The following is a 17,364-nucleotide window of genomic DNA, read 5'->3' as shown; positions in this document are numbered from 1 at the left end:
CCTTCACCGCCGCCTTATGCTCGATGCGGGGCCATGGATGCTGGAACAAGTTCAGCATGACGAATTGTAGCGCTTTCCGAGACGCCTCCTCGCTGCCTTTGCGCTCGCAACCCCTTCCCGACCGGGATTGCGCACCGATAACGGGCCGGTTAGGCTCGGAAAGCCGGGGTTGGTGAGGGAAACAGGACAGCATGGCCGCGAAGAAACTGAATCTCGACAATTTTCTGCCCTATCGGCTGTCGATCGCCTCCAACGCGCTGTCGAGCCGGATCGCGGCCGAATATGAAAATCGCTTTGGCCTCAGGATCCCCGAATGGCGGCTGATGGCGATCCTGGGCGAAGGGACGCCCAAGACGCAGCGCGAGCTTGTGCAGGCGACGCGGATGGACAAGGTGACGGTGAACCGCGCCGCGAAGGGGCTGGCCGACCGCCAGCTGATCGCGCGGCAGGCGCACGAGGCCGACGGGCGCTCGCACCATCTGGCGCTCACCGACACGGGGCGCTCGCTCTATGATGCGATCGTGCCCGCGGCGCTTGCGAGCGAGGCGCAGCTGGAGGCGAACCTCAGCGCCGACGAGCGCGCGACGCTGATGGCGCTGCTCGCCAAGCTGATCGCCGCCGCCGAAACCTATGACTGACCGCGCCTATCGCGCCGCGCCGGCGGGCGCGCTGCGCATCGAGCCGTTGGGTGAGCTCACCGCGATCTTCGACCGGCGGTCGATGCAGACGCACCTCGTCGTCGCGCCGCTCCCCGAAATGCTGGCGTTGATGGGCGAAGGCCCGTGCGACGCCGCGCTGCTCGCCCAGCGGCTCGAAACCGCGTTCGACCTGGGCGATGCGGGCGACGTGCGTGCGCGCGTCGCCGAACGGCTCGCCGAACTGGCCGAGATGGGACTGGTGGCGGCGGCGTGAGACATGTGAGCCGCATTGCCGTCGGCCCGGTGCAATTCCGTATCGGCAGCGACTGGCGCGAACCCGTCGCGGCGCTCGACCGGCTCTACGCCGCCTATCCGCGCGATGACGCGCGCCCCGCCGATGCGACGGTGCGACTGTTCGCGGCGCGGCCGTGGCGGCGCTGGCTGCGCCCGTCGGTGCATATCGGCGGCGATTTCATCGTTCCCGACGCGCTGCCGCTGCCGCTGTCGATGGGGCTGCTCGCCGCCGAGATGGCGATGAACCTGCAGGTCGCGCTGGGCTGGCGGCGGCACCTGCTGCTCCACGCGAGCGCGGTCGCGAAGGACGGGCGCGCGCTCATCATGGCGGGCGAATCGGGGTCGGGCAAATCGACGCTCGCGGCGTTGCTCGGTGAAGGCGCATGGCGGCTGATGGGCGACGAGTTCACGCTGATCGAGCCCGCGGGCGGCGATGCGCTGGCCTTTCCACGCGCGGTCAGCCTGAAGAATCAGGCGATCGTCGAGGTCGCGGCGCAAGTCGATGCGGCGCGTCTGGGGCCGCTGATGACGGGGACGCCAAAGGGTGACATCCGCCACCTGATCCCGCGCGCCGACGCCATCGCCGCGATGCACGAACCCGCGCGCCCCGCGCTCCTTCTCTTCCCGCGCTTCGGTGGCGAGGCGGCGATCGAACCGATGGGCGAGGGTGAGGCGTTCGTGCGGCTGACCGAGGCATCGACCAACTATGTCGCGCTGGGCGAGGCGGGTTTTGCCGCGCTGGCGCGGCTGGTGCGCGCGGTGCCGACGTTCGGCATATCCTATCCCGACAGCGCCACCGGCATCGCGTTGGTCGAACAGCTTTGGGCCGAGGCGACCGCATGAGCGCGGTGCACAGCTTCGTCGACCTGCTCGCCGGACGGCGCGCGGCGGCGACGCTGGACCCGCACGATTGGGACGGGGTGATCACCGTCGCGCGCGCCGAGGCGATGCTGGGCACGCTCGCGCACCGGCTGGAGGATGCCGCCCTGCCGCCGTCGGTCGCCGCGCTCTTCGCCGACCAGCGCGCCGCGGCGAAGGTCGCGACCGCGCAGGCGCTGTGGGAGGCGGAGATGGCGCGCCGCGCGCTCGCCCCGGAGGGCATCGAGTTCGTGCTGCTGAAGGGCGCCGCTTACGCCGCCGCCGGCCTGTCGTGCAGCGTCGGGCGCCAGATCGGCGACCTCGACATACTGGTGCTCGCGCCCGACATCCGCCGCGCCGAAAATGCGCTGCTCAACGCGGGGTGGGAGTGGGTGAAGTCCGACCCCTATGACGATCATTATTACCGCGCGCACATGCACGAGCTGCCGCCGATGATCCACAAGGCCCGCGACCGGATGATCGACGTGCATCACACCATCCTGCCGCGCACGCACCGGATCACGCCCGACGCGCTCGCGCTCGTCAGCGATGCGGTGGCTGTCGATGGCGGCCATGCCGTGCTGTGCCCCGCCGACATGGCGGTGCACTGCGCGGCGCATATGCTCGCCGACGGCGATTTGCAGGGCGGGCTGCGCAACCTTTGGGATTTCCACTGCCTGACGCGCGATTTCGCCGCCGCCGATGCGGGCTTCTGGGGCAAGCTCGACGCGCGGGCGGAGCTGCACGGGCTGCGCGCCGCGCTGCGCCGGGCGGCGCGGCTGGCGCGCGATCTTTACGGGAGCAGGCTGCCGTCGGGCTGGGACGGGCAGGATGGCAGCGACATCTGGTATCGCCGCCGCCTGCTTGCGCGCGACGATTGGGGGCGGGTGACGCAGCCGCTGCTCGAACAGGCCTTCTACATCCGCTCGCACTGGCTCAGGATGCCGCCCATGATGCTGGCGAGGCATCTTTGGACCAAGTGGCGGAAGCGTTAGCGCATCCTTCCGATTATATCGTCATCCCGGCGAAGGCCGGGATCTCATCGTCTCGCCCTGACGCACGGGCGAGATCCCGGCCTTCGCCGGGATGACGAATGGGGGCTACAGCCGCGCCAACAGCGGCACCAGTTCGTCGAAATGATTGATAACATGATCGGCGCCGAGTTCGGTTACCGGGCCGTCGAGGAAGCCGAAGCCGACCGCGACGCTGGGGATGCCCGCGGCGCGCGCAGCCTGAACATCGAGGATGCTGTCGCCGACGAACGCCGCCCGGCCGCCGCCGCATCGCTCGATCATCGCGCGGATCGGCGCGGGGGAGGGCTTGGCTTGGCCGAGCGTATCGCCGCCGATGATCGTCGCCATGCGATCGGCCAGCCCCAGCTCGCCGAGCAGCTTGCGCGCGAGCCCTTCGACCTTGTTCGTGACCACCGCAGCGCGAACGCCGAGCGCGTCGAGCCGGTCGAGCGCGGCGATGGCGCCGGGGAAGGGGCGGCTCTGCACCGCGATATGCGCGTCATAGAACCGCAGGAGTTCGGGATAGAGCCGCTCGACCGCGCCTTCGGGCGCGCCGCCGCTCGCGATCAGCCCCTGTTCGAGCATATATTTGGCGCCGCGCCCGATCATCGGCCGCACCGCCGCATCGGCAAGCGGGGCGCGGTCCATCAGCGCCAGCGCATGATTGACCGCCGCCGCAAGGTCGCCGAGCGTATCGACGAGCGTGCCGTCGAGGTCGAAGCCGACGATCGCAAAGGGAAATCCGTTCATCGGCTGCGCATGGCGCGATGTGCTGGAAACCGCAATGATTTGCTGGCATGGCAGCGCGCATGAGCAAGCCCATCGCCGCTATCGTCCTTGCCGCGGGCAAGGGCACCCGCATGAAGTCCGACCTGCACAAGGTGCTGCACCCGATCGCCGGGCGGCCGATGCTGCTGCACCTGATGGCGAGCGTTGACGAACTGCGCCCGGCCAAGAAGGTCGTGATCGTCGGCGACAAGGCCGACCAGCTCGAAGCCGCGCTGGGCGGCACCGCGGAGCTTGCGGTGCAGGAACCGCAGCTCGGCACGGGCCATGCGGTGCAGCAGGCCGAGCGCGCGCTGGCGGATTTCGACGGCGACGTGCTGATTCTTTACGGCGACGTGCCCTTTGTCCCCGCGGCGACGATGCGCAGGATGGTCGACCGGCTGCACGCCGACGATGAGCCGGCTGTCGTCGTTCTTACCTTTTTTACAGGCTATCCACATCACTATGGACGAGTGATCGAGGCGGAAGGCGACCGAATCGCAAAGATGGTCGAGTATAAGGACGCGACCGAAACGGAACGCCAATGCCAGATATGCAATTCGGGCCTTATGGCGGTGCGGTCGCGCGATCTGTTCGCGCTGCTCGCGCGGATCACCGACAACAATGCCGCAGGGGAGTTTTACCTGGTCGATATCGTCAATCTGGCGATCGGCGACGGGCGGCAGTGCGTGACGGTGCGGGCGGACGAGATGGAAGTCCAAGGCATCAACAGCCGCGCCGAACTCGCGGCTGCCGAGGTGCAGTGGCAGGCCTTCAGGCGCGAGGAGGCGATGGCCGCGGGCGTATCGCTGCGCGCGCCCGAAACCGTGTGGTTCTCGTGGGATACCGAACTCGGCCGCGACGTGACCGTCGAACCCAATGTCGTCTTCGGCCCCGGCGTCAAGGTCGCCGACGGCGCGACCATCCGTGCTTTCAGCCATATCGAGGGTGCCACCATCGGCGCGGGCTGCGAGGTCGGGCCCTTCGCGCGACTGCGCCCCGGCACGGTGCTGGGCGAAAAGGCGAAGATCGGCAATTTCGTCGAGGTCAAGAAAGCGGTGCTCGGCGCGGGCGCCAAGGCCAACCACCTGACCTATCTCGGCGACGCCACGGTCGGCGCGGGGGCAAATATCGGCGCGGGCACGATCACCTGCAATTATGACGGCTATTTCAAGCACCAGACGGTGATCGGCGAGCGCGCCTTCATCGGATCGAACAGCGCGCTCGTCGCGCCGGTCAAGATCGGCGCCGACGCGATCGTCGCGGCCGGCAGCACGGTGACGCTCGACGTCGCCGACGGCGAGCTGCGTATCGTGCGCGGCGAGCAGCTGGTCAAACCCGGCTGGGCCGACCGCTTTCACGACGCGATGCGCAAGAAGAAGGCGGCGGAGAAGAAGGAATGAGCGACCGCTACACCGACAAGTCGTTCCTGCGCTTTGTCGATGCCTGGGTGCTGAAAGCGATCGGCCACCTCGACGACGCGACCGAGGCCTATTGCCGCGCGATGGTGCCGCAGCTTGAACAAAGTTTCGGCCGCAAGGGACGCTGGGACCAGATCGTCGAACAGCAGATGAAGTTCGGCCCCGAACTGCCCGCACAGATTCGCAAGATATGGGCCGACGGCAAGGCGCGCTTTGCCGAGGGCAATGGCGCGGCGCCCGATCCGGTGCAGTTCGCGATGATCTTTGTCGATCGCAATTTCGGGCGTGCTTGACACGATATCACGATATGATATCAGTATATCAATGACGCGTATTCTTGCCGACCTGCCCGATGATGACATCAAATGGCTCGATGAACTCGCCGCCGAGCAGGGTAAGTCGCGCGCGTCGGTTTTGCGCGAAGCTGTCGCCGCCTATCGCGCCGAAACGCCCAAGGACTGGCTGGAAGCGGGATTCGGTGCCTGGGCGCGGCACGGCATTTCGATCGATCCGGGCGAATATGATCGCCAGCGGCGCGCCGAATGGACGCGGCCGTGGGACGATGATTATGAAGAGGTCCGCGCGGAATCGCCCGAATGCTTCACCGACGAGGATGAACGGGAGCGCGCGCATTATCTCGCGCTGACGAGAAAAGCCGCCAAGAAGCGCAAAAAGAAAACCGGATGAGCGGCTACAGCCTCGACGCCAATATCCTGATCGACACCTTGCTGGATCATGGCCCCGCCCAGCGCGAGCTGCGGCGCATCGCCGAAAGCGGGGCCCGCATGTGGGTCAGCCGGATGGCGTGGATCGAAGTGTTGTCCAAGGGGCATGAGGCGGTCGTTCGCGATACGTTGCAGTTTCTCGGCCGCTTCGGGCTCGACGAAATCGATGACGAGATTTCGCATCGCGCGGCCGCGCTTCGCCGCGAACGATCGAGGCTGAAGGCGCCAGACGCCATCATCCTCGCCACCGCCCAGATTCGCGGCCGCGTTCTCGTGACGCGCAATACCAAGGATTTCCCGGCATCGATGCCGGGAATCCGCGTCCCCTACACGATCTGAAAGAAAGCCAGACCCAAATGTGCGGAATCATCGGAATCATCGGCACGGCCCCGGTCGCGGATCGCCTCGTCGACGGCCTCAGGCGTATGGAATATCGCGGCTATGACAGTGCGGGCGTGTGCACGGTCGAGAACGGGCAGCTCATTCGCCGCCGCGCCGAGGGCAAGCTCGCCAATCTGGTGAAGGAGCTGGCGGGCAACCCCGCGCCCGGCACCGTCGGCATCGCCCACACGCGCTGGGCGACGCACGGCGCGCCGACCACCAGCAACGCGCACCCGCACGCAACCGCCGAGGTCGCGCTGGTCCACAACGGGATCATCGAGAATTTCAAGCCATTGCGCGAGGCGCTCCAGGCGCGCGGCCGCACGTTCGAGAGCGAGACCGATACCGAAGTGGTCGCCCACCTCGTCAGCGAACAGGTCGAAGCGGGCAAGTCGCCGCAGGAAGCCGTGCAGGCGGTGCTGCCGCAGCTGCGCGGCGCCTTTGCTCTCGCCATCGCGTTTCGCCAACATCCCGATCTGCTGATCGGCGCGCGCCTCGGCTCGCCGCTCGTCGTCGGCTATGGCGAGGGCGAGACTTTCCTCGGCTCCGACGCGCTCGCGCTCGCGCCGCTGACGCAGAAGATCGCCTATCTGGAGGAGGGCGACTGGGTCGTCATCACCCGCGATGGCGCGCAGATCTATGACAGCGCGAACAATCCGGTGACGCGCGAGATCACGACGTCGGGCGTCACCGCCGCGGCGGTCGAGAAGGGCAATTATCGCCACTTCATGCAGAAGGAGATTTTCGAGCAGCCGACGGTGGTGGCGCAGACGCTCTCTTCCTACATCCGCCCGCTCGAACAGACGGTCGCGCTGCCGCAGATGGATTTCGACCTGAGTGCGATCGACCGCATCACCATCGTCGCCTGCGGCACCAGCTTCTACGCCGGCATGGTCGCGAAATACTGGTTCGAGACCTTCGCGCGCGTCCCCGTCGACATCGATGTCGCGAGCGAGTTCCGCTACCGCGACCCGGTGCTGCAACCCGGCGGGCTCGCGCTGTTCATTTCGCAGTCGGGCGAAACCGCCGACACGCTCGCGGCGCTCCGCCATTGCAAGGCGAACGGCCAGACGATCGCCGTCGTCGTCAATGTGCCGACAAGCAGCATGGCGCGCGAGGCGGACCTCTTGCTTCCGACGCACGCGGGCCCCGAAATCGGCGTCGCCTCGACCAAGGCCTTCAGCTGCCAGCTCGCCGTGCTCGCCGCGCTCGCGGCGCATCTTGCGCTCAGGAAGGGCAAGCTCAGCGCCGATGAAGAGCGCGAGATCGTAAGGCATCTGATCGAGGCGCCGGCCGCGCTCAACGCCGCGCTGGCGCATGACGACGACATCGCCGCGATGGCGCACCTGATCGCCCCGGCGCGCGACGTGCTCTACCTCGGCCGCGGCCCCGATTATCCGCTCGCCCTGGAAGGCGCGCTGAAGCTCAAGGAAATCAGCTATATCCACGCCGAAGGTTATGCGAGCGGCGAAATGAAACACGGACCGATCGCGCTGATCGACGAGGCGGTCCCGGTGATCGTCCTCGCGCCCAGCGGGCCGCTCTTTGAAAAGACGGTCAGCAACATGCACGAAGTCATGGCGCGCGGCGGCAAGGTGGTGCTCATCAGCGACGCCGACGGCATCGCCGAGGCGGGCGACGGCTGTATGGCGACGATCGAAATGCCCAAGGTCCACCCGCTGATCGCGCCGCTCGTCTATGCGGTGCCGGTGCAGTTGCTCGCCTACCATGTGGCAGTGGCGAAGGGCACCGACGTCGACCAGCCGCGCAATCTGGCGAAGTCGGTGACGGTGGAGTGACCGCCCCTACGCCGCCTCACCCGGCCTGAAATCGACATGCGCGCCGTCATAGGGAAAACAGCACGCCGCCCTTGGTCTTCTCCGTCATGCCCGCGTCCAGCAACGCATGCACATCGCCATGCGCCGCTTTCACATCGCGCCCCACGCGGCGCGCGACTTCATCGCGCGCTGGCCCGCCACATCGTCGCGCGACGCGGCCCCACCGTGACGCTATTCTCATATCCGGCAGCTTTGTTCAGCATTATCACGAAAAACCGCTGTTCTACAATGCGATGCTCGTTTAGAGCGTCGTGCGTTAAATCGGCAACGCTTCAGTTCCGTTCGTGTCGAGCCCTTCGACTGCCTTGCAGGCGCTCAGGATAAACTTCGACCTTTGGTCGAAGTCGAGACACCCATCGGAGTAGCGCAAGGTCGATGGGTGTCTCGACTTCGCTCGACACGAACGGCAAGATGGCTCAGATTAAACGCGCGCTGCTCTAGCTTCGCGCCCGACTTGATCCCGAACGCGGGACGAGCAAGCGAATCGCGAATGAGGCCGCGCAGTTTCCTGCAACGTTCCGAAACGCCCCCAAGGAGAGAACCCCCATGTGTACCGAAAGAATGGAAGCCGATCGCGACCGCGCCGGAATGCCCGTGGCGCGGCGCAGCTTTGCCGCGCTCGCGGGCGCGGGTGCGCTGATGGCGGCGCTGCCCGCGCGCGCCATGACGGGCAAGCCGGTGAAGGGCCGCGACGTCACGATCACGACCGCCGACGGCGTCTGCGACGCCTATTTCGTTGCGCCCTCCGAGGGCAAGCATCCCGGCGTGATCATATGGCCCGACATCCGCGGGCTGCGCCCCGCCTTTCGCCAGATGGCCGAGCGGCTGGCGGGCGAGGGCTATGCCGTGCTGTGCGTCAACCCCTTCTATCGCTGGCAGAAAGCGCCGGTCGTCGATGCCGAAAATCACTGGGGCGTCGCCGCGGTGCGCGAAAAATTATTCGGCTATCTGAAGCAATTGACGCGACCCCTGGTTGAAACCGACGCGGCGGCGCACGTTGCGTTCCTCGACGCGCAGGCGGAGGTCGATACGGCGCGGGGGATCGGGACGAGCGGTTATTGCATGGGTGGCCCGATGGTCATTTATACCGCGGCGCTGAAGCCCGACCGCGTGCGCGCGGCGGCGAGCTTTCACGGCGGCGGCGTGGGCACCGACAAGCCCGACAGCCCGCACTTGCTGATCCCCGGCACCAGGGCCGGCTATCTGTTCGCGATTGCCGAGGACGACGACAAGGAAAATCCGAACGAGAAGGTTCTGCTGAAATCGGTGCTCGAACCGCGATCGGAGTGGCACGAGGTCGAAGTCTATCCGGCGCAGCACGGCTGGTGCCCGCCCGACGGCCGCGTCTATGACGAAGCGGCGGCCGAAAAGGCATGGAGCCGCCAGCTCGCGCTGTTCGGGGCGAGTTTGTAACGCGGCATAGGACGAATAAAATCGTCATCCCGGCCTTCGCCGGGATGACGGGAAATGGTGTCAGTGCGCGTGCGCGCCGCCGCTCGCGGCATAGCTCGCGTAAACGCGCTGGCCGCCGGGGCCAAAGGTCATCACCTTATAGGCTTCGCGGTGGTCGCCATGCTCCATGCCGGGCGAGCCGATCGGCATTCCGCCGACCGCGAGGCCCTTTACGCCTTTCGGCTTTTCGCGGAGCAGGCGGGCGATGTCTTTCGCAGGCACATGCCCCTCGATCACATAGCCGCCGACGAGCACGGTGTGGCAGCTGCGCAGCGCCTGCGGCACGCCCTGCTTGTCCTTGACTGCCGCCATGTCGGCCGAGTTGACGACGGTGACCTTGCGCCCGAACGACGCCTTCACCTGCTCCAGCCATTTGAGGCAGCAGCCGCAACCCGCGTCGCGGAACATCACCGGGTTCGCGGCGTGCGCGGTGCCGATGATCGCAGCGGATGCGGCGAGGGTGAAGAGGATGCGGCGGACGGGGGCCATTGGGGTTTCTCCTTGGATTCAGTTGCGGCAGGATAACGCCGCCGCGCCGCGGTGCAAGGCGCTTACCCCATCGGATAGAGGATGTCCTTGCTGACCTTGTGCAGCGCCTTCATCACGTCGCCCTCCAGCACCAGCTCCTTTGCATCGAGGATCGGCTGGAGCTGGTCATAGGCGCTTACACCAACGATCGTCGATGCGACAAAGTCATGCTGTTTCGACCAGGCGGTCGCCATCGTCACCGGATGCAGCCCGGCGTCCGCCGCGATCGCCAGATAGCGTTCGGTCGCGGCGAGCGTCTTTTCGTTGACGAAGCGGCGACCCATCGCCGCCTGCCGCCCTTCCATCTGAAGATAGCGCGAAAAGCGCGCGCCTTCCGGGGTCGCGCCGCCCTGATATTTGCCCGACAGTACGCCGCCCGCCAGCGGCGAATAGGGGATCAGGCTGACGCCTTCCTGTCGGCACACCTGCGCCAGCTCATCCTCGAAGCGGCGGTTGTTGAGGCTGAAATTATTCTGGATCGTGTGGTAGCGCGCGACGCCCAGCCGCTCCGACGCCGCGAGCGATTTCATCAGCCCCCAGCTCGTCTCGTTCGAGCAGCCGAGGATGCGCACCTTGCCCATTTGGACGAGGTCGTCGAGCGCGTCCATCATCTCGTCATAGGGCGCATCATGGTCGGGCCAGTGCGTCTGGTAGAGATCGACATAGTCGGTCTGGAGCCGCGTCAGGCTGTCGTCGATCGCCTGAAAGATGTTCCTGCGGTCGAGCGCGGTCATCCCGCCGCGGCACGGAGACCTGAACCAGACATGGCTCGGTCCCGACACCTTGGTCGCAAGGATGATCGCGTCGCGCGCCTTGGTCTTCAGCCAGCGCCCGACGATCTCCTCGGTGCGGCCGACCCATTGGACATCGGGCGGAACCGGATAACCCTCGGCGGTGTCATAGAAATTGATTCCCTCGTCGAAGCAGCGGTCGAGGATGCGATGCGCTTCAGCCTCGTCGGTCTGACTGCCGAAGGTCATCGTCCCCATGCAGATGTCGGATACATGGATGGCGCTCTTGCCAAGGCGGCGGCTTTGCATGGCTCTCTTCTCCGGTCAGGAAGGGGGAGCGCCGTCTTTAGGTTGCAAGCAGCAACCTTGCAATCAGATGAGCAGCGCGAGCGACCCCACGAGCAGCGCCGCCATCGTCCAGTTGAAGGCCCTGAGGCGCGCCGGGCTCGACAACCAGCCGCGCAGCGACACGCCCATCACCGCCCACAGGCTGGTCGAGGGAAGGTTGATGATCCCGAAGATCGCCGCGACGAGCAGCACCGCGCCCAGATTGCGGTCGGGGGCGTAGAGTGCGATCGCGGTCAGCGCCATCGACCAGGCTTTCGGATTCACCCACTGGAACAGCACCGCCTGGAAAAAGCTCATCGGTTTGCCGCGCATGCCTCCGTCGGCGGCGGGGGCGGCGGCATGGGCGATCTTCCACGCGAGCCAGAGCAGATAGGCGACGCTCACCACCTTGAGCACGAGGTTCAGCACCGGGAACAGGTCGAACAGCCCCATCAGCCCGACGCCGACCAGCACGATCATCACCGTGAACCCAATCCCCACGCCGAGCGCATGCGGCACGGTGCGGCGCAGCCCGAAATTGGCGCCGGACGCCATCAGCATCATGTTGTTCGGCCCCGGCGTGATCGACGAAACGAGCGCGAAGGCGGAGAGTGCGGCGAGGGTGGTCTGGTTCATGGACGCAATATAATGGGTTTCGATAAGCGACGGATTGCAAAGATGGGGCGCATTCGGTTAGATTGTGCAATCCATGACCAGAACGGACGCCATTGGCCGCAAGATATTGCACGAACTCTCGCGCAACGGGCGAATCTCGAACCTCGAGCTTGCCGATCGTGTCGGCCTTTCCCCCTCGGCCTGCCTGCGCCGGGTGCAGGAACTCGAACGCAGCGGGGTGATCAAGGGCTATCGCGCGGTGATCGACCCGGCCAAGCTCGGCCTGACCTTCCTCGCCTATGTCACCGTGGGCCTGTCGTCGCACACCAAGAAATCGCAGGCCGATTTCGAGGCGGCGATGGCCGAGGCGCCCGAAGTGCGCGAATGCCACAATGTCACGGGCACGATCGAGTATCTGCTGCGCGTCGAGACCGCGGATCTCGCAAGCTACAAGCATTTCCATACCGAGGTGCTGGGCGTGCTGCCGCAGGTGCATTCGATCACCACCTATGTGCTGATGGACTCGCCGAAGGACGAACGAGCCTGACTGTCATTGCGAGGAGGGAAGCGACGCGGCAATCTCCAGCGATCGGCCTTGCGCCGGGCCGATCGCTGGAGATTGCTTCGCTCCGCTCGCAATGACGATCCATCGGGTCGGGGTGGCTTGAATGCGGAGACTGCCAGCCGCATATCGGTTTCATGCCGAAACTCTCTTTTCTCGACCTCGTGCCTGTGACCGATACCGGCACGATCGCCCGGTCGCTCGCCAACGCCGCCGAGCTCGCCCGCCATGCCGAGACGCTCGGCTATCACCGCTATTGGGTCGCCGAGCATCACGGCATGACGGGGATTGCGAGCGCCGCGACCGCAGTGGTGCTCGCGCATATCGGGCAGGCGACGTCGAAAATTCGCATCGGCGCGGGCGGCATCATGCTGCCCAACCATGCGCCGATGGTGATCGCCGAGCAGTTCGGCACGCTCGAGGCGCTGTTTCCGGGCCGCATCGACCTGGGCCTGGGGCGCGCGCCGGGGTCGGACCAGCGCGTCGCGCGCGCGCTGCGCCGCACTCTTGCCGGCGACGAGCGGCAGTTTCCGCAGGATGTGCTGGAGCTTCAGGCGTTTCTGGCCGGCGACGAACAGCTCGGCATCACCGCGGTGCCGGGGGCGGGCACGCATGTCCCGCTGTGGATATTGGGGTCGAGCACGTTCGGCGCGCAGCTCGCGGCGATGCTTGGCCTGCCCTATGCCTTCGCCAGCCATTTCGCGCCCGATGCGCTCGATGAGGCGCTCGACATTTATCGCCGCCAGTTCAAGCCGTCGGCGCAGCTTGCCGAGCCCTATGCCGCGGCGGCGTTCAACGCTTTCGCGGCCGATACCCGCGAGGAGGCCGAATTGCTGGCCAGTTCGCAGCAACAGGCCTTCGTCGCGCTGCGCACCGGCAATCCCGGCCGGATGCGGCCGCCGCTTGCGGGTTACAAGGACGGCCTGCCGCCGAACGCACGCGCGATCCTCGATCATGTGCTGCAATGCTCGGCGATCGGGACGGTCGACGACATCGCGGCGGGCCTTAAGGGCTTCGTCGCGCGCACCGGCGTCGATGAGGTGATTATCGCGTCGTCGATCTACGACCATGCGGCGCGCAAACATTCGCTCGCACTGACGATGGAAGCCTTGAAAGCGCTGCAATAAATCCTCCCTGTGGCGAAGCCATGGGGAGAGGGACCGCCGCCGCAGGCGGTGGTGGAGGGGCCGCGACGGTAGCGCCAAAGCCCCTCCGTCAGCGCTTCGCGCTGCCACCTCCCCATCGCTGCGTGACAGGGAGGAGCGAGAACGCCCCCCGTGTTGACGCGCCTCCGGCACCGGCAGTATAGGGGCGGTCCGACCAAGGGCGGCCCGAACGGGGTCGCCTTTTTACTTTTGACGGAAAGGTGCCTGCCATGTCGATCACGCCGCTGATGCCCGTTTATCCCCGGTGCGCTGTGCGTCCGGTGCGCGGCGAAGGCGCCTATCTGATCGGCGAGCGCGGCGAGCGTTATCTGGATTTCGCGAGCGGCATCGCGGTCAATCTGCTCGGCCACGGCCATCCGCATCTGACCAGGGCGATTCAGGAGCAGGCGGCGACGCTGATGCACGTGTCGAACCTCTATGGCAGCCCGCAGGGCGAAGCCTTTGCCCAGCGCCTTGTCGACAACACCTTCGCCGACACCGTCTTTTTCACCAACTCGGGCGCCGAAGCGGTCGAATGCGCGATCAAGACCGCGCGCGCTTATCATTCGAGCGCGGGCAACGCCGAAAAGCATAATCTCATCACCTTCAACAACGCCTTCCACGGCCGCACGCTCGGCACGATTTCGGCGACCAATCAGGAAAAGCTGCGCAAGGGGTTCGACCCGCTGCTGCCCGGTTTCGCTTACGCGCCGTTCGACGACCTCAACGCCGCGCTCGACCTGGTCGATGACCATACGGCGGGTTTCCTGATCGAGCCGGTGCAGGGCGAGGGCGGTATCCGCCCGGCGTCGCAACCCTTCCTCCAGGGGCTGCGCGACATCTGCAACGAACGCGACCTGATGCTGATCTTCGACGAAGTTCAGTGCGGCGTCGCGCGCACCGGCACGCTTTACGCCTATGAGCAGTACGGGATCGCGCCCGACATCATGGCGACCGCCAAGGGCATCGGCGGCGGCTTCCCGCTGGGCGCGTGCCTTGCGACCGAAAAGGCGGCGCGGGGGATGGTGATCGGCACCCACGGATCGACCTATGGCGGCAATCCGCTGGCGATGGCGGCGGGGCAGGCGGTGTTCGACGTGATTCTGGAGGACGGCTTTCTCGAGTCGGTCAAGGCAACCGGCGAGCGGCTGCGCGGCGCGCTCGAACAGCTGATCCCGAACCACGACCAGCTGTTTGAAAGCGTGCGCGGCATGGGGCTGATGCTCGGCGTCAAGATGCGCTCGGACAGCCGCGCTTTCGTTGCGCATCTGCGCGACAATCACGGGCTGCTCACCGTTGCGGCGGGCGACAATGTCGTGCGCGTGCTGCCGCCGCTCAACATCGAACAGTCGCACATCGACGAGTTTGTCGAGAAACTGTCGGCGGGCGCGGCGAGCTACACGCCGCCCGAAGCATGATTGTCATTGCTCCGTTCGTGTCGAGCCCTTCGACTGCCTTGCAGGCGCTCAGGATGAACTTCGGCCCAATGGCCGAAGTCGAGACACCCAACGGCAGCGCGCGAACTCACGGCATCTCGACTTCGCTCGATGCGAACGGGGAGGTAACATGCGGCATTTCCTGAATCTCGCCGACGCCGGCGGCGATGCCGTCGCCGCGATGATCGCCGACGCGATCGACCGCAAGGCGGCGCGCGCGGGCTGGCCCAAGGCGCGGCCCGACGCCGACAGGCCGCTGGCCGATCATGTGCTGGCAATGGTGTTCGAGAAGAACTCGACGCGCACGCGCGCCTCGTTCGACATCGCGATCCGCCAGTTGGGCGGCGTGCCGATGATCCTCGACGCGGGCACGACGCAGCTCGGCCGCGGCGAGACGATTGCCGACACGGCGCGCGTGCTGTCGCGCTATGCCGATGCAATCATGATCCGCACCGACGATCACGCCAAGGCCGAGGAACTGGCCGAATATGCGAGCGTCCCCGTCATCAACGGCCTGACCGATCTGTCGCACCCGTGCCAGATCGTCGCCGACTTGCTGACGATCGTCGAGAGCGGCAAGGCGCTGCCGGGGCTGGAGCTTGCGTGGCTCGGCGACGGCAATAATGTCCTCGCCTCGCTGATCGAGGCGGCGGGATTGTTCGCCTTCAACGTGCGCGCGGGCGTGCCGCAGGGCTATGAACCCGACGCAGGCTTCGTCGAGGCGGCGCGCGCGAAGGGCGTTCGCATCGACATCGTCCGCGATGCGCGCGAGGCCGTCGCGGGCGCCGATCTGGTCGTCACCGATACCTGGGTTTCGATGGGGCAGGACCATGCGCACAACAAGGTCGCGGCGATGGCCCCTTTTCAGGTCGACGAGCGGCTGATGGCGGGGGCGAAGGATGATGCGGTCTTTCTCCACTGCCTGCCCGCGCATCGGGGCGAAGAGGTGGTCGATGCGGTGATCGACGGCGCGCAGTCGCGCGTGTGGGACGAAGCCGAAAACCGCGTCCACGCGCAAAAGTCGATCCTGCTGTGGGCGCTGGGAAAGCTGTAAGGCGAAAAGCGTGAGTGAAACGATCGAAACCTGGTTCGACCAGCCGCTGCTCTTCACCATCGCGGCGCGTCATGTGCGCGGACGCCTCGTGCGGCTGGGGCCGGTGCTGAACACCATCATGTCGGCGCACAGCTATCCGCCGGTCGCCGAAAAGCTGCTCGCCGAGGCGCTGGTGCTGACCGTGCTGCTCGGCTCGACGCTCAAGACCGAGGGGAGCCAGCTGACCTTGCAGGCGCAGACCGGCGGCGGGCCCGTCGAGCTGCTCGTGTGCGATTACAAGGCGGGCGAGCTGCGCGGCTATCTGAAGTTCGATGCCGACCGGCTGGCCGAAATCGGGTCCGACCCCACGCTGTTCGCGCTGTTCGGCGAAGGCTTCCTTGCCATCACTTTTGACCAGGCGGCGACGGGCGAGCGCTATCAGGGCATCGTTCCGCTCGAAGGATCGTCGATTGGCGATGCCGCCGAACATTATTTCGAGCAATCCGAACAGATCCCCAGCCTGATCAGCCTTGCCGCGCGCCACGATGCCGAGGCCGGCTGCGTCGCGGGCGGGCTGCTGCTCCAGCATCTGCCCGAAGGCGAGGTGGGGCGCGACCGGCTGCACGTCCGGCACGACCATCCCGAATGGGACCACGCCAGGACGATCGCCGCGACGCTCAATGCCGAGGAACTCACCGATCCCGCAACCTCGCTCGAAACGCTGGCATGGCGGCTGTTTCACGAGGATGAGGTGCGCGTCGAACCCGGCGCTGCGGTGGCGCGCGGCTGTCGGTGCAGCACCGATTATTTCGCGGGCGTGCTGGCGCAATTCCCGCTGGCCGAGCGCGCGGAGATGGCCGACGACAAGGGCGAGATCGTCGTCGATTGCGCCTTTTGTTCGCGCTTCTTTCCCATTCCGCTCGCCGAGATCGCCGGGCACGATCGCGCCGATTGAGGATAACCGACGCCACGCCGCGCGGTGAACGGGGGTGTTTCGGCGGCAAGCGGTTGAAATGGCGCGAGCGCGTTGCTAGCTTGGGATCGAGCAGGGTCGCAATCCGTCGCTCACGCAGCCCATGGACCAACGAATGGCGATCTTCTCTCCCCTGGCACGAATCGCGTTGATGGCGCTCGGTCTTGCGGGCGCGGGCGCCGTTCCGGCGCAGGCGCCGTCGCTGGCGATGCTCGACCGCCTCGAAAAAGGGAGCTGGCAGCTGCGCGAGCGCGGCTCGAACGGCGTGGTGCAGACGATGTGCCTCGGCGATGCGCGCCGGATGATCCAGATCTACCATCCGCGCGGCACCTGCTCGCGCTATGTCATCGAGGACACGCCCGACGCGGTGACGGTTCATTATACCTGTCCCGGCGCGGGCCACGGCCGCACGACGATCCGCAGCGAAACCAACCGGCTCGTCCAGATCGACACGCAGGGGATTGCCGAAGGCAAGCCCTTTTCGCAGGCGATCGAGGCGCGCCGCACCGGCGGCTGCTGACCTGGGACCAATCGCCATTCAGCTCTGTAGGTCTGCAAATGGCGGCCTTGTGCGCTTCCGCTGCTCCCGTGCAAGAAGCACGCTGCGCTCCGGATCACGGAACACCACC

21 protein-coding genes are annotated in these 17,364 nt (G+C 66.4%); 16 read left to right on the top strand and 5 right to left on the bottom strand.

Translation table 11 applies throughout. The annotated features are described in order from the left end of the window. The first annotated feature begins 191 nt into the window (after positions 1–191). The 4 genes from SPYCA_RS06500 to SPYCA_RS06485 are packed head-to-tail and all read left to right on the top strand — an operon-like array spanning position 192 to position 2,785. Positions 192–638, top strand: a complete 447-nt coding sequence (locus SPYCA_RS06500; RefSeq protein WP_120219463.1) for a MarR family winged helix-turn-helix transcriptional regulator — start codon at positions 192–194, stop codon at positions 636–638. Then, the gene (locus tag SPYCA_RS06495; protein ID WP_120219462.1) at positions 631–912 is read left to right on the top strand and encodes an HPr-rel-A system PqqD family peptide chaperone; all 282 of its coding nucleotides are present in this window, start codon (positions 631–633) and stop codon (positions 910–912) included. The genes SPYCA_RS06500 and SPYCA_RS06495 overlap by 8 nt, the downstream gene beginning before the upstream one ends. Continuing rightward, positions 909–1,775: an HprK-related kinase A gene (locus SPYCA_RS06490; protein WP_120219461.1), complete on the top strand. Its 867-nt coding sequence runs from the start codon at positions 909–911 to the stop codon at positions 1,773–1,775. The genes SPYCA_RS06495 and SPYCA_RS06490 overlap by 4 nt, the downstream gene beginning before the upstream one ends. Continuing rightward, positions 1,772–2,785 (top strand): nucleotidyltransferase domain-containing protein, encoded by a 1,014-nt coding sequence (locus tag SPYCA_RS06485; RefSeq protein ID WP_120219460.1) that lies wholly within the window; start codon positions 1,772–1,774, stop codon positions 2,783–2,785. The genes SPYCA_RS06490 and SPYCA_RS06485 overlap by 4 nt, the downstream gene beginning before the upstream one ends. Before the next feature lie 105 nt (positions 2,786–2,890). Here SPYCA_RS06485 and gph read toward each other — a convergent pair whose 3' ends face one another. Next, the gene (gph, locus tag SPYCA_RS06480; protein ID WP_120219459.1) at positions 2,891–3,553 is read right to left on the bottom strand and encodes a phosphoglycolate phosphatase; all 663 of its coding nucleotides are present in this window, start codon (positions 3,551–3,553) and stop codon (positions 2,891–2,893) included. A 59-nt stretch (positions 3,554–3,612) separates the two neighbouring features. Between gph and glmU the strand changes: the two genes are divergently transcribed. The 5 genes from glmU to glmS are packed head-to-tail and all read left to right on the top strand — an operon-like array spanning position 3,613 to position 7,894. Further along, on the top strand, positions 3,613–4,971 hold the full coding sequence (gene glmU / locus SPYCA_RS06475; protein WP_232003557.1) for a bifunctional UDP-N-acetylglucosamine diphosphorylase/glucosamine-1-phosphate N-acetyltransferase GlmU: 1,359 nt from the start codon (positions 3,613–3,615) through the stop codon (positions 4,969–4,971). Then, positions 4,968–5,282, top strand: coding sequence for a hypothetical protein (locus SPYCA_RS06470; RefSeq protein WP_120219457.1), 315 nt, complete (start codon positions 4,968–4,970; stop codon positions 5,280–5,282). The genes glmU and SPYCA_RS06470 overlap by 4 nt, the downstream gene beginning before the upstream one ends. Before the next feature lie 31 nt (positions 5,283–5,313). Next, a complete protein-coding gene (locus tag SPYCA_RS06465; protein WP_120219456.1) occupies positions 5,314–5,676 on the top strand; it encodes a ribbon-helix-helix domain-containing protein in 363 nt (120 codons plus the stop codon). Next, the gene (locus SPYCA_RS06460; protein ID WP_120219455.1) at positions 5,673–6,053 is read left to right on the top strand and encodes a PIN domain-containing protein; all 381 of its coding nucleotides are present in this window, start codon (positions 5,673–5,675) and stop codon (positions 6,051–6,053) included. The genes SPYCA_RS06465 and SPYCA_RS06460 overlap by 4 nt, the downstream gene beginning before the upstream one ends. Before the next feature lie 17 nt (positions 6,054–6,070). Continuing rightward, entirely contained in the window at positions 6,071–7,894 is a 1,824-nt protein-coding gene (gene glmS / locus SPYCA_RS06455; protein WP_120219454.1) for a glutamine--fructose-6-phosphate transaminase (isomerizing), read from the top strand. A gap of 46 nt (positions 7,895–7,940) precedes the next feature. Here glmS and SPYCA_RS19795 read toward each other — a convergent pair whose 3' ends face one another. Continuing rightward, positions 7,941–8,114, bottom strand: coding sequence for an HVO_A0114 family putative DNA-binding protein (locus tag SPYCA_RS19795; RefSeq protein ID WP_443029499.1), 174 nt, complete (start codon positions 8,112–8,114; stop codon positions 7,941–7,943). Positions 8,115–8,479: 365 nt separating this feature from the next. Here SPYCA_RS19795 and SPYCA_RS06450 point away from each other — a divergent pair, with 365 nt between their 5' ends. After that, a complete protein-coding gene (locus SPYCA_RS06450; protein ID WP_120219453.1) occupies positions 8,480–9,346 on the top strand; it encodes a dienelactone hydrolase family protein in 867 nt (288 codons plus the stop codon). A 60-nt stretch (positions 9,347–9,406) separates the two neighbouring features. Here SPYCA_RS06450 and SPYCA_RS06445 read toward each other — a convergent pair whose 3' ends face one another. The 3 genes from SPYCA_RS06445 to SPYCA_RS06435 all read right to left on the bottom strand — a co-directional run bounded on the left by SPYCA_RS06445 (position 9,407) and on the right by SPYCA_RS06435 (position 11,607). After that, on the bottom strand, positions 9,407–9,874 hold the full coding sequence (locus SPYCA_RS06445) for a DUF411 domain-containing protein (RefSeq protein WP_120219452.1): 468 nt from the start codon (positions 9,872–9,874) through the stop codon (positions 9,407–9,409). Positions 9,875–9,936: 62 nt separating this feature from the next. Then, positions 9,937–10,953: an aldo/keto reductase gene (locus SPYCA_RS06440; protein WP_120219451.1), complete on the bottom strand. Its 1,017-nt coding sequence runs from the start codon at positions 10,951–10,953 to the stop codon at positions 9,937–9,939. A 63-nt stretch (positions 10,954–11,016) separates the two neighbouring features. Next, positions 11,017–11,607 (bottom strand): LysE family translocator, encoded by a 591-nt coding sequence (locus tag SPYCA_RS06435; protein WP_120219450.1) that lies wholly within the window; start codon positions 11,605–11,607, stop codon positions 11,017–11,019. 73 nt (positions 11,608–11,680) lie between these two features. On the opposite strand from SPYCA_RS06435, the gene SPYCA_RS06430 reads away from it, so the two are divergent. The 6 genes from SPYCA_RS06430 (at position 11,681) to SPYCA_RS06405 (ending at position 17,255) form a co-directional block, all read left to right on the top strand. After that, a complete protein-coding gene (locus SPYCA_RS06430) occupies positions 11,681–12,133 on the top strand; it encodes an Lrp/AsnC family transcriptional regulator (RefSeq protein ID WP_120219449.1) in 453 nt (150 codons plus the stop codon). 152 nt (positions 12,134–12,285) lie between these two features. Then, positions 12,286–13,275 carry an LLM class flavin-dependent oxidoreductase gene (locus SPYCA_RS06425; protein ID WP_120219448.1) on the top strand — a complete coding sequence of 330 codons (990 nt, stop codon included), beginning with the start codon at positions 12,286–12,288 and terminating at the stop codon, positions 13,273–13,275. Between the two features lie 248 nt (positions 13,276–13,523). Beyond that, the gene (locus SPYCA_RS06420) at positions 13,524–14,711 is read left to right on the top strand and encodes an aspartate aminotransferase family protein (RefSeq protein ID WP_120219447.1); all 1,188 of its coding nucleotides are present in this window, start codon (positions 13,524–13,526) and stop codon (positions 14,709–14,711) included. Between the two features lie 148 nt (positions 14,712–14,859). Next, the gene (gene argF / locus SPYCA_RS06415) at positions 14,860–15,783 is read left to right on the top strand and encodes an ornithine carbamoyltransferase (protein WP_120219446.1); all 924 of its coding nucleotides are present in this window, start codon (positions 14,860–14,862) and stop codon (positions 15,781–15,783) included. 10 nt (positions 15,784–15,793) lie between these two features. Next, positions 15,794–16,717 carry an Hsp33 family molecular chaperone HslO gene (gene hslO, locus SPYCA_RS06410; RefSeq protein WP_172594988.1) on the top strand — a complete coding sequence of 308 codons (924 nt, stop codon included), beginning with the start codon at positions 15,794–15,796 and terminating at the stop codon, positions 16,715–16,717. A 133-nt stretch (positions 16,718–16,850) separates the two neighbouring features. Beyond that, entirely contained in the window at positions 16,851–17,255 is a 405-nt protein-coding gene (locus SPYCA_RS06405) for a hypothetical protein (RefSeq protein ID WP_232003555.1), read from the top strand. The last annotated feature ends 109 nt before the right edge of the window (positions 17,256–17,364 follow it).

The organism is Sphingopyxis sp. FD7 (assembly GCF_003609835.1).
Taxonomy (GTDB): Bacteria; Pseudomonadota; Alphaproteobacteria; order Sphingomonadales; family Sphingomonadaceae; genus Sphingopyxis.
The sequence above is the reverse complement of the archived record's forward strand: the minus strand, read 5'-3'. Positions and strand labels throughout refer to the sequence as shown.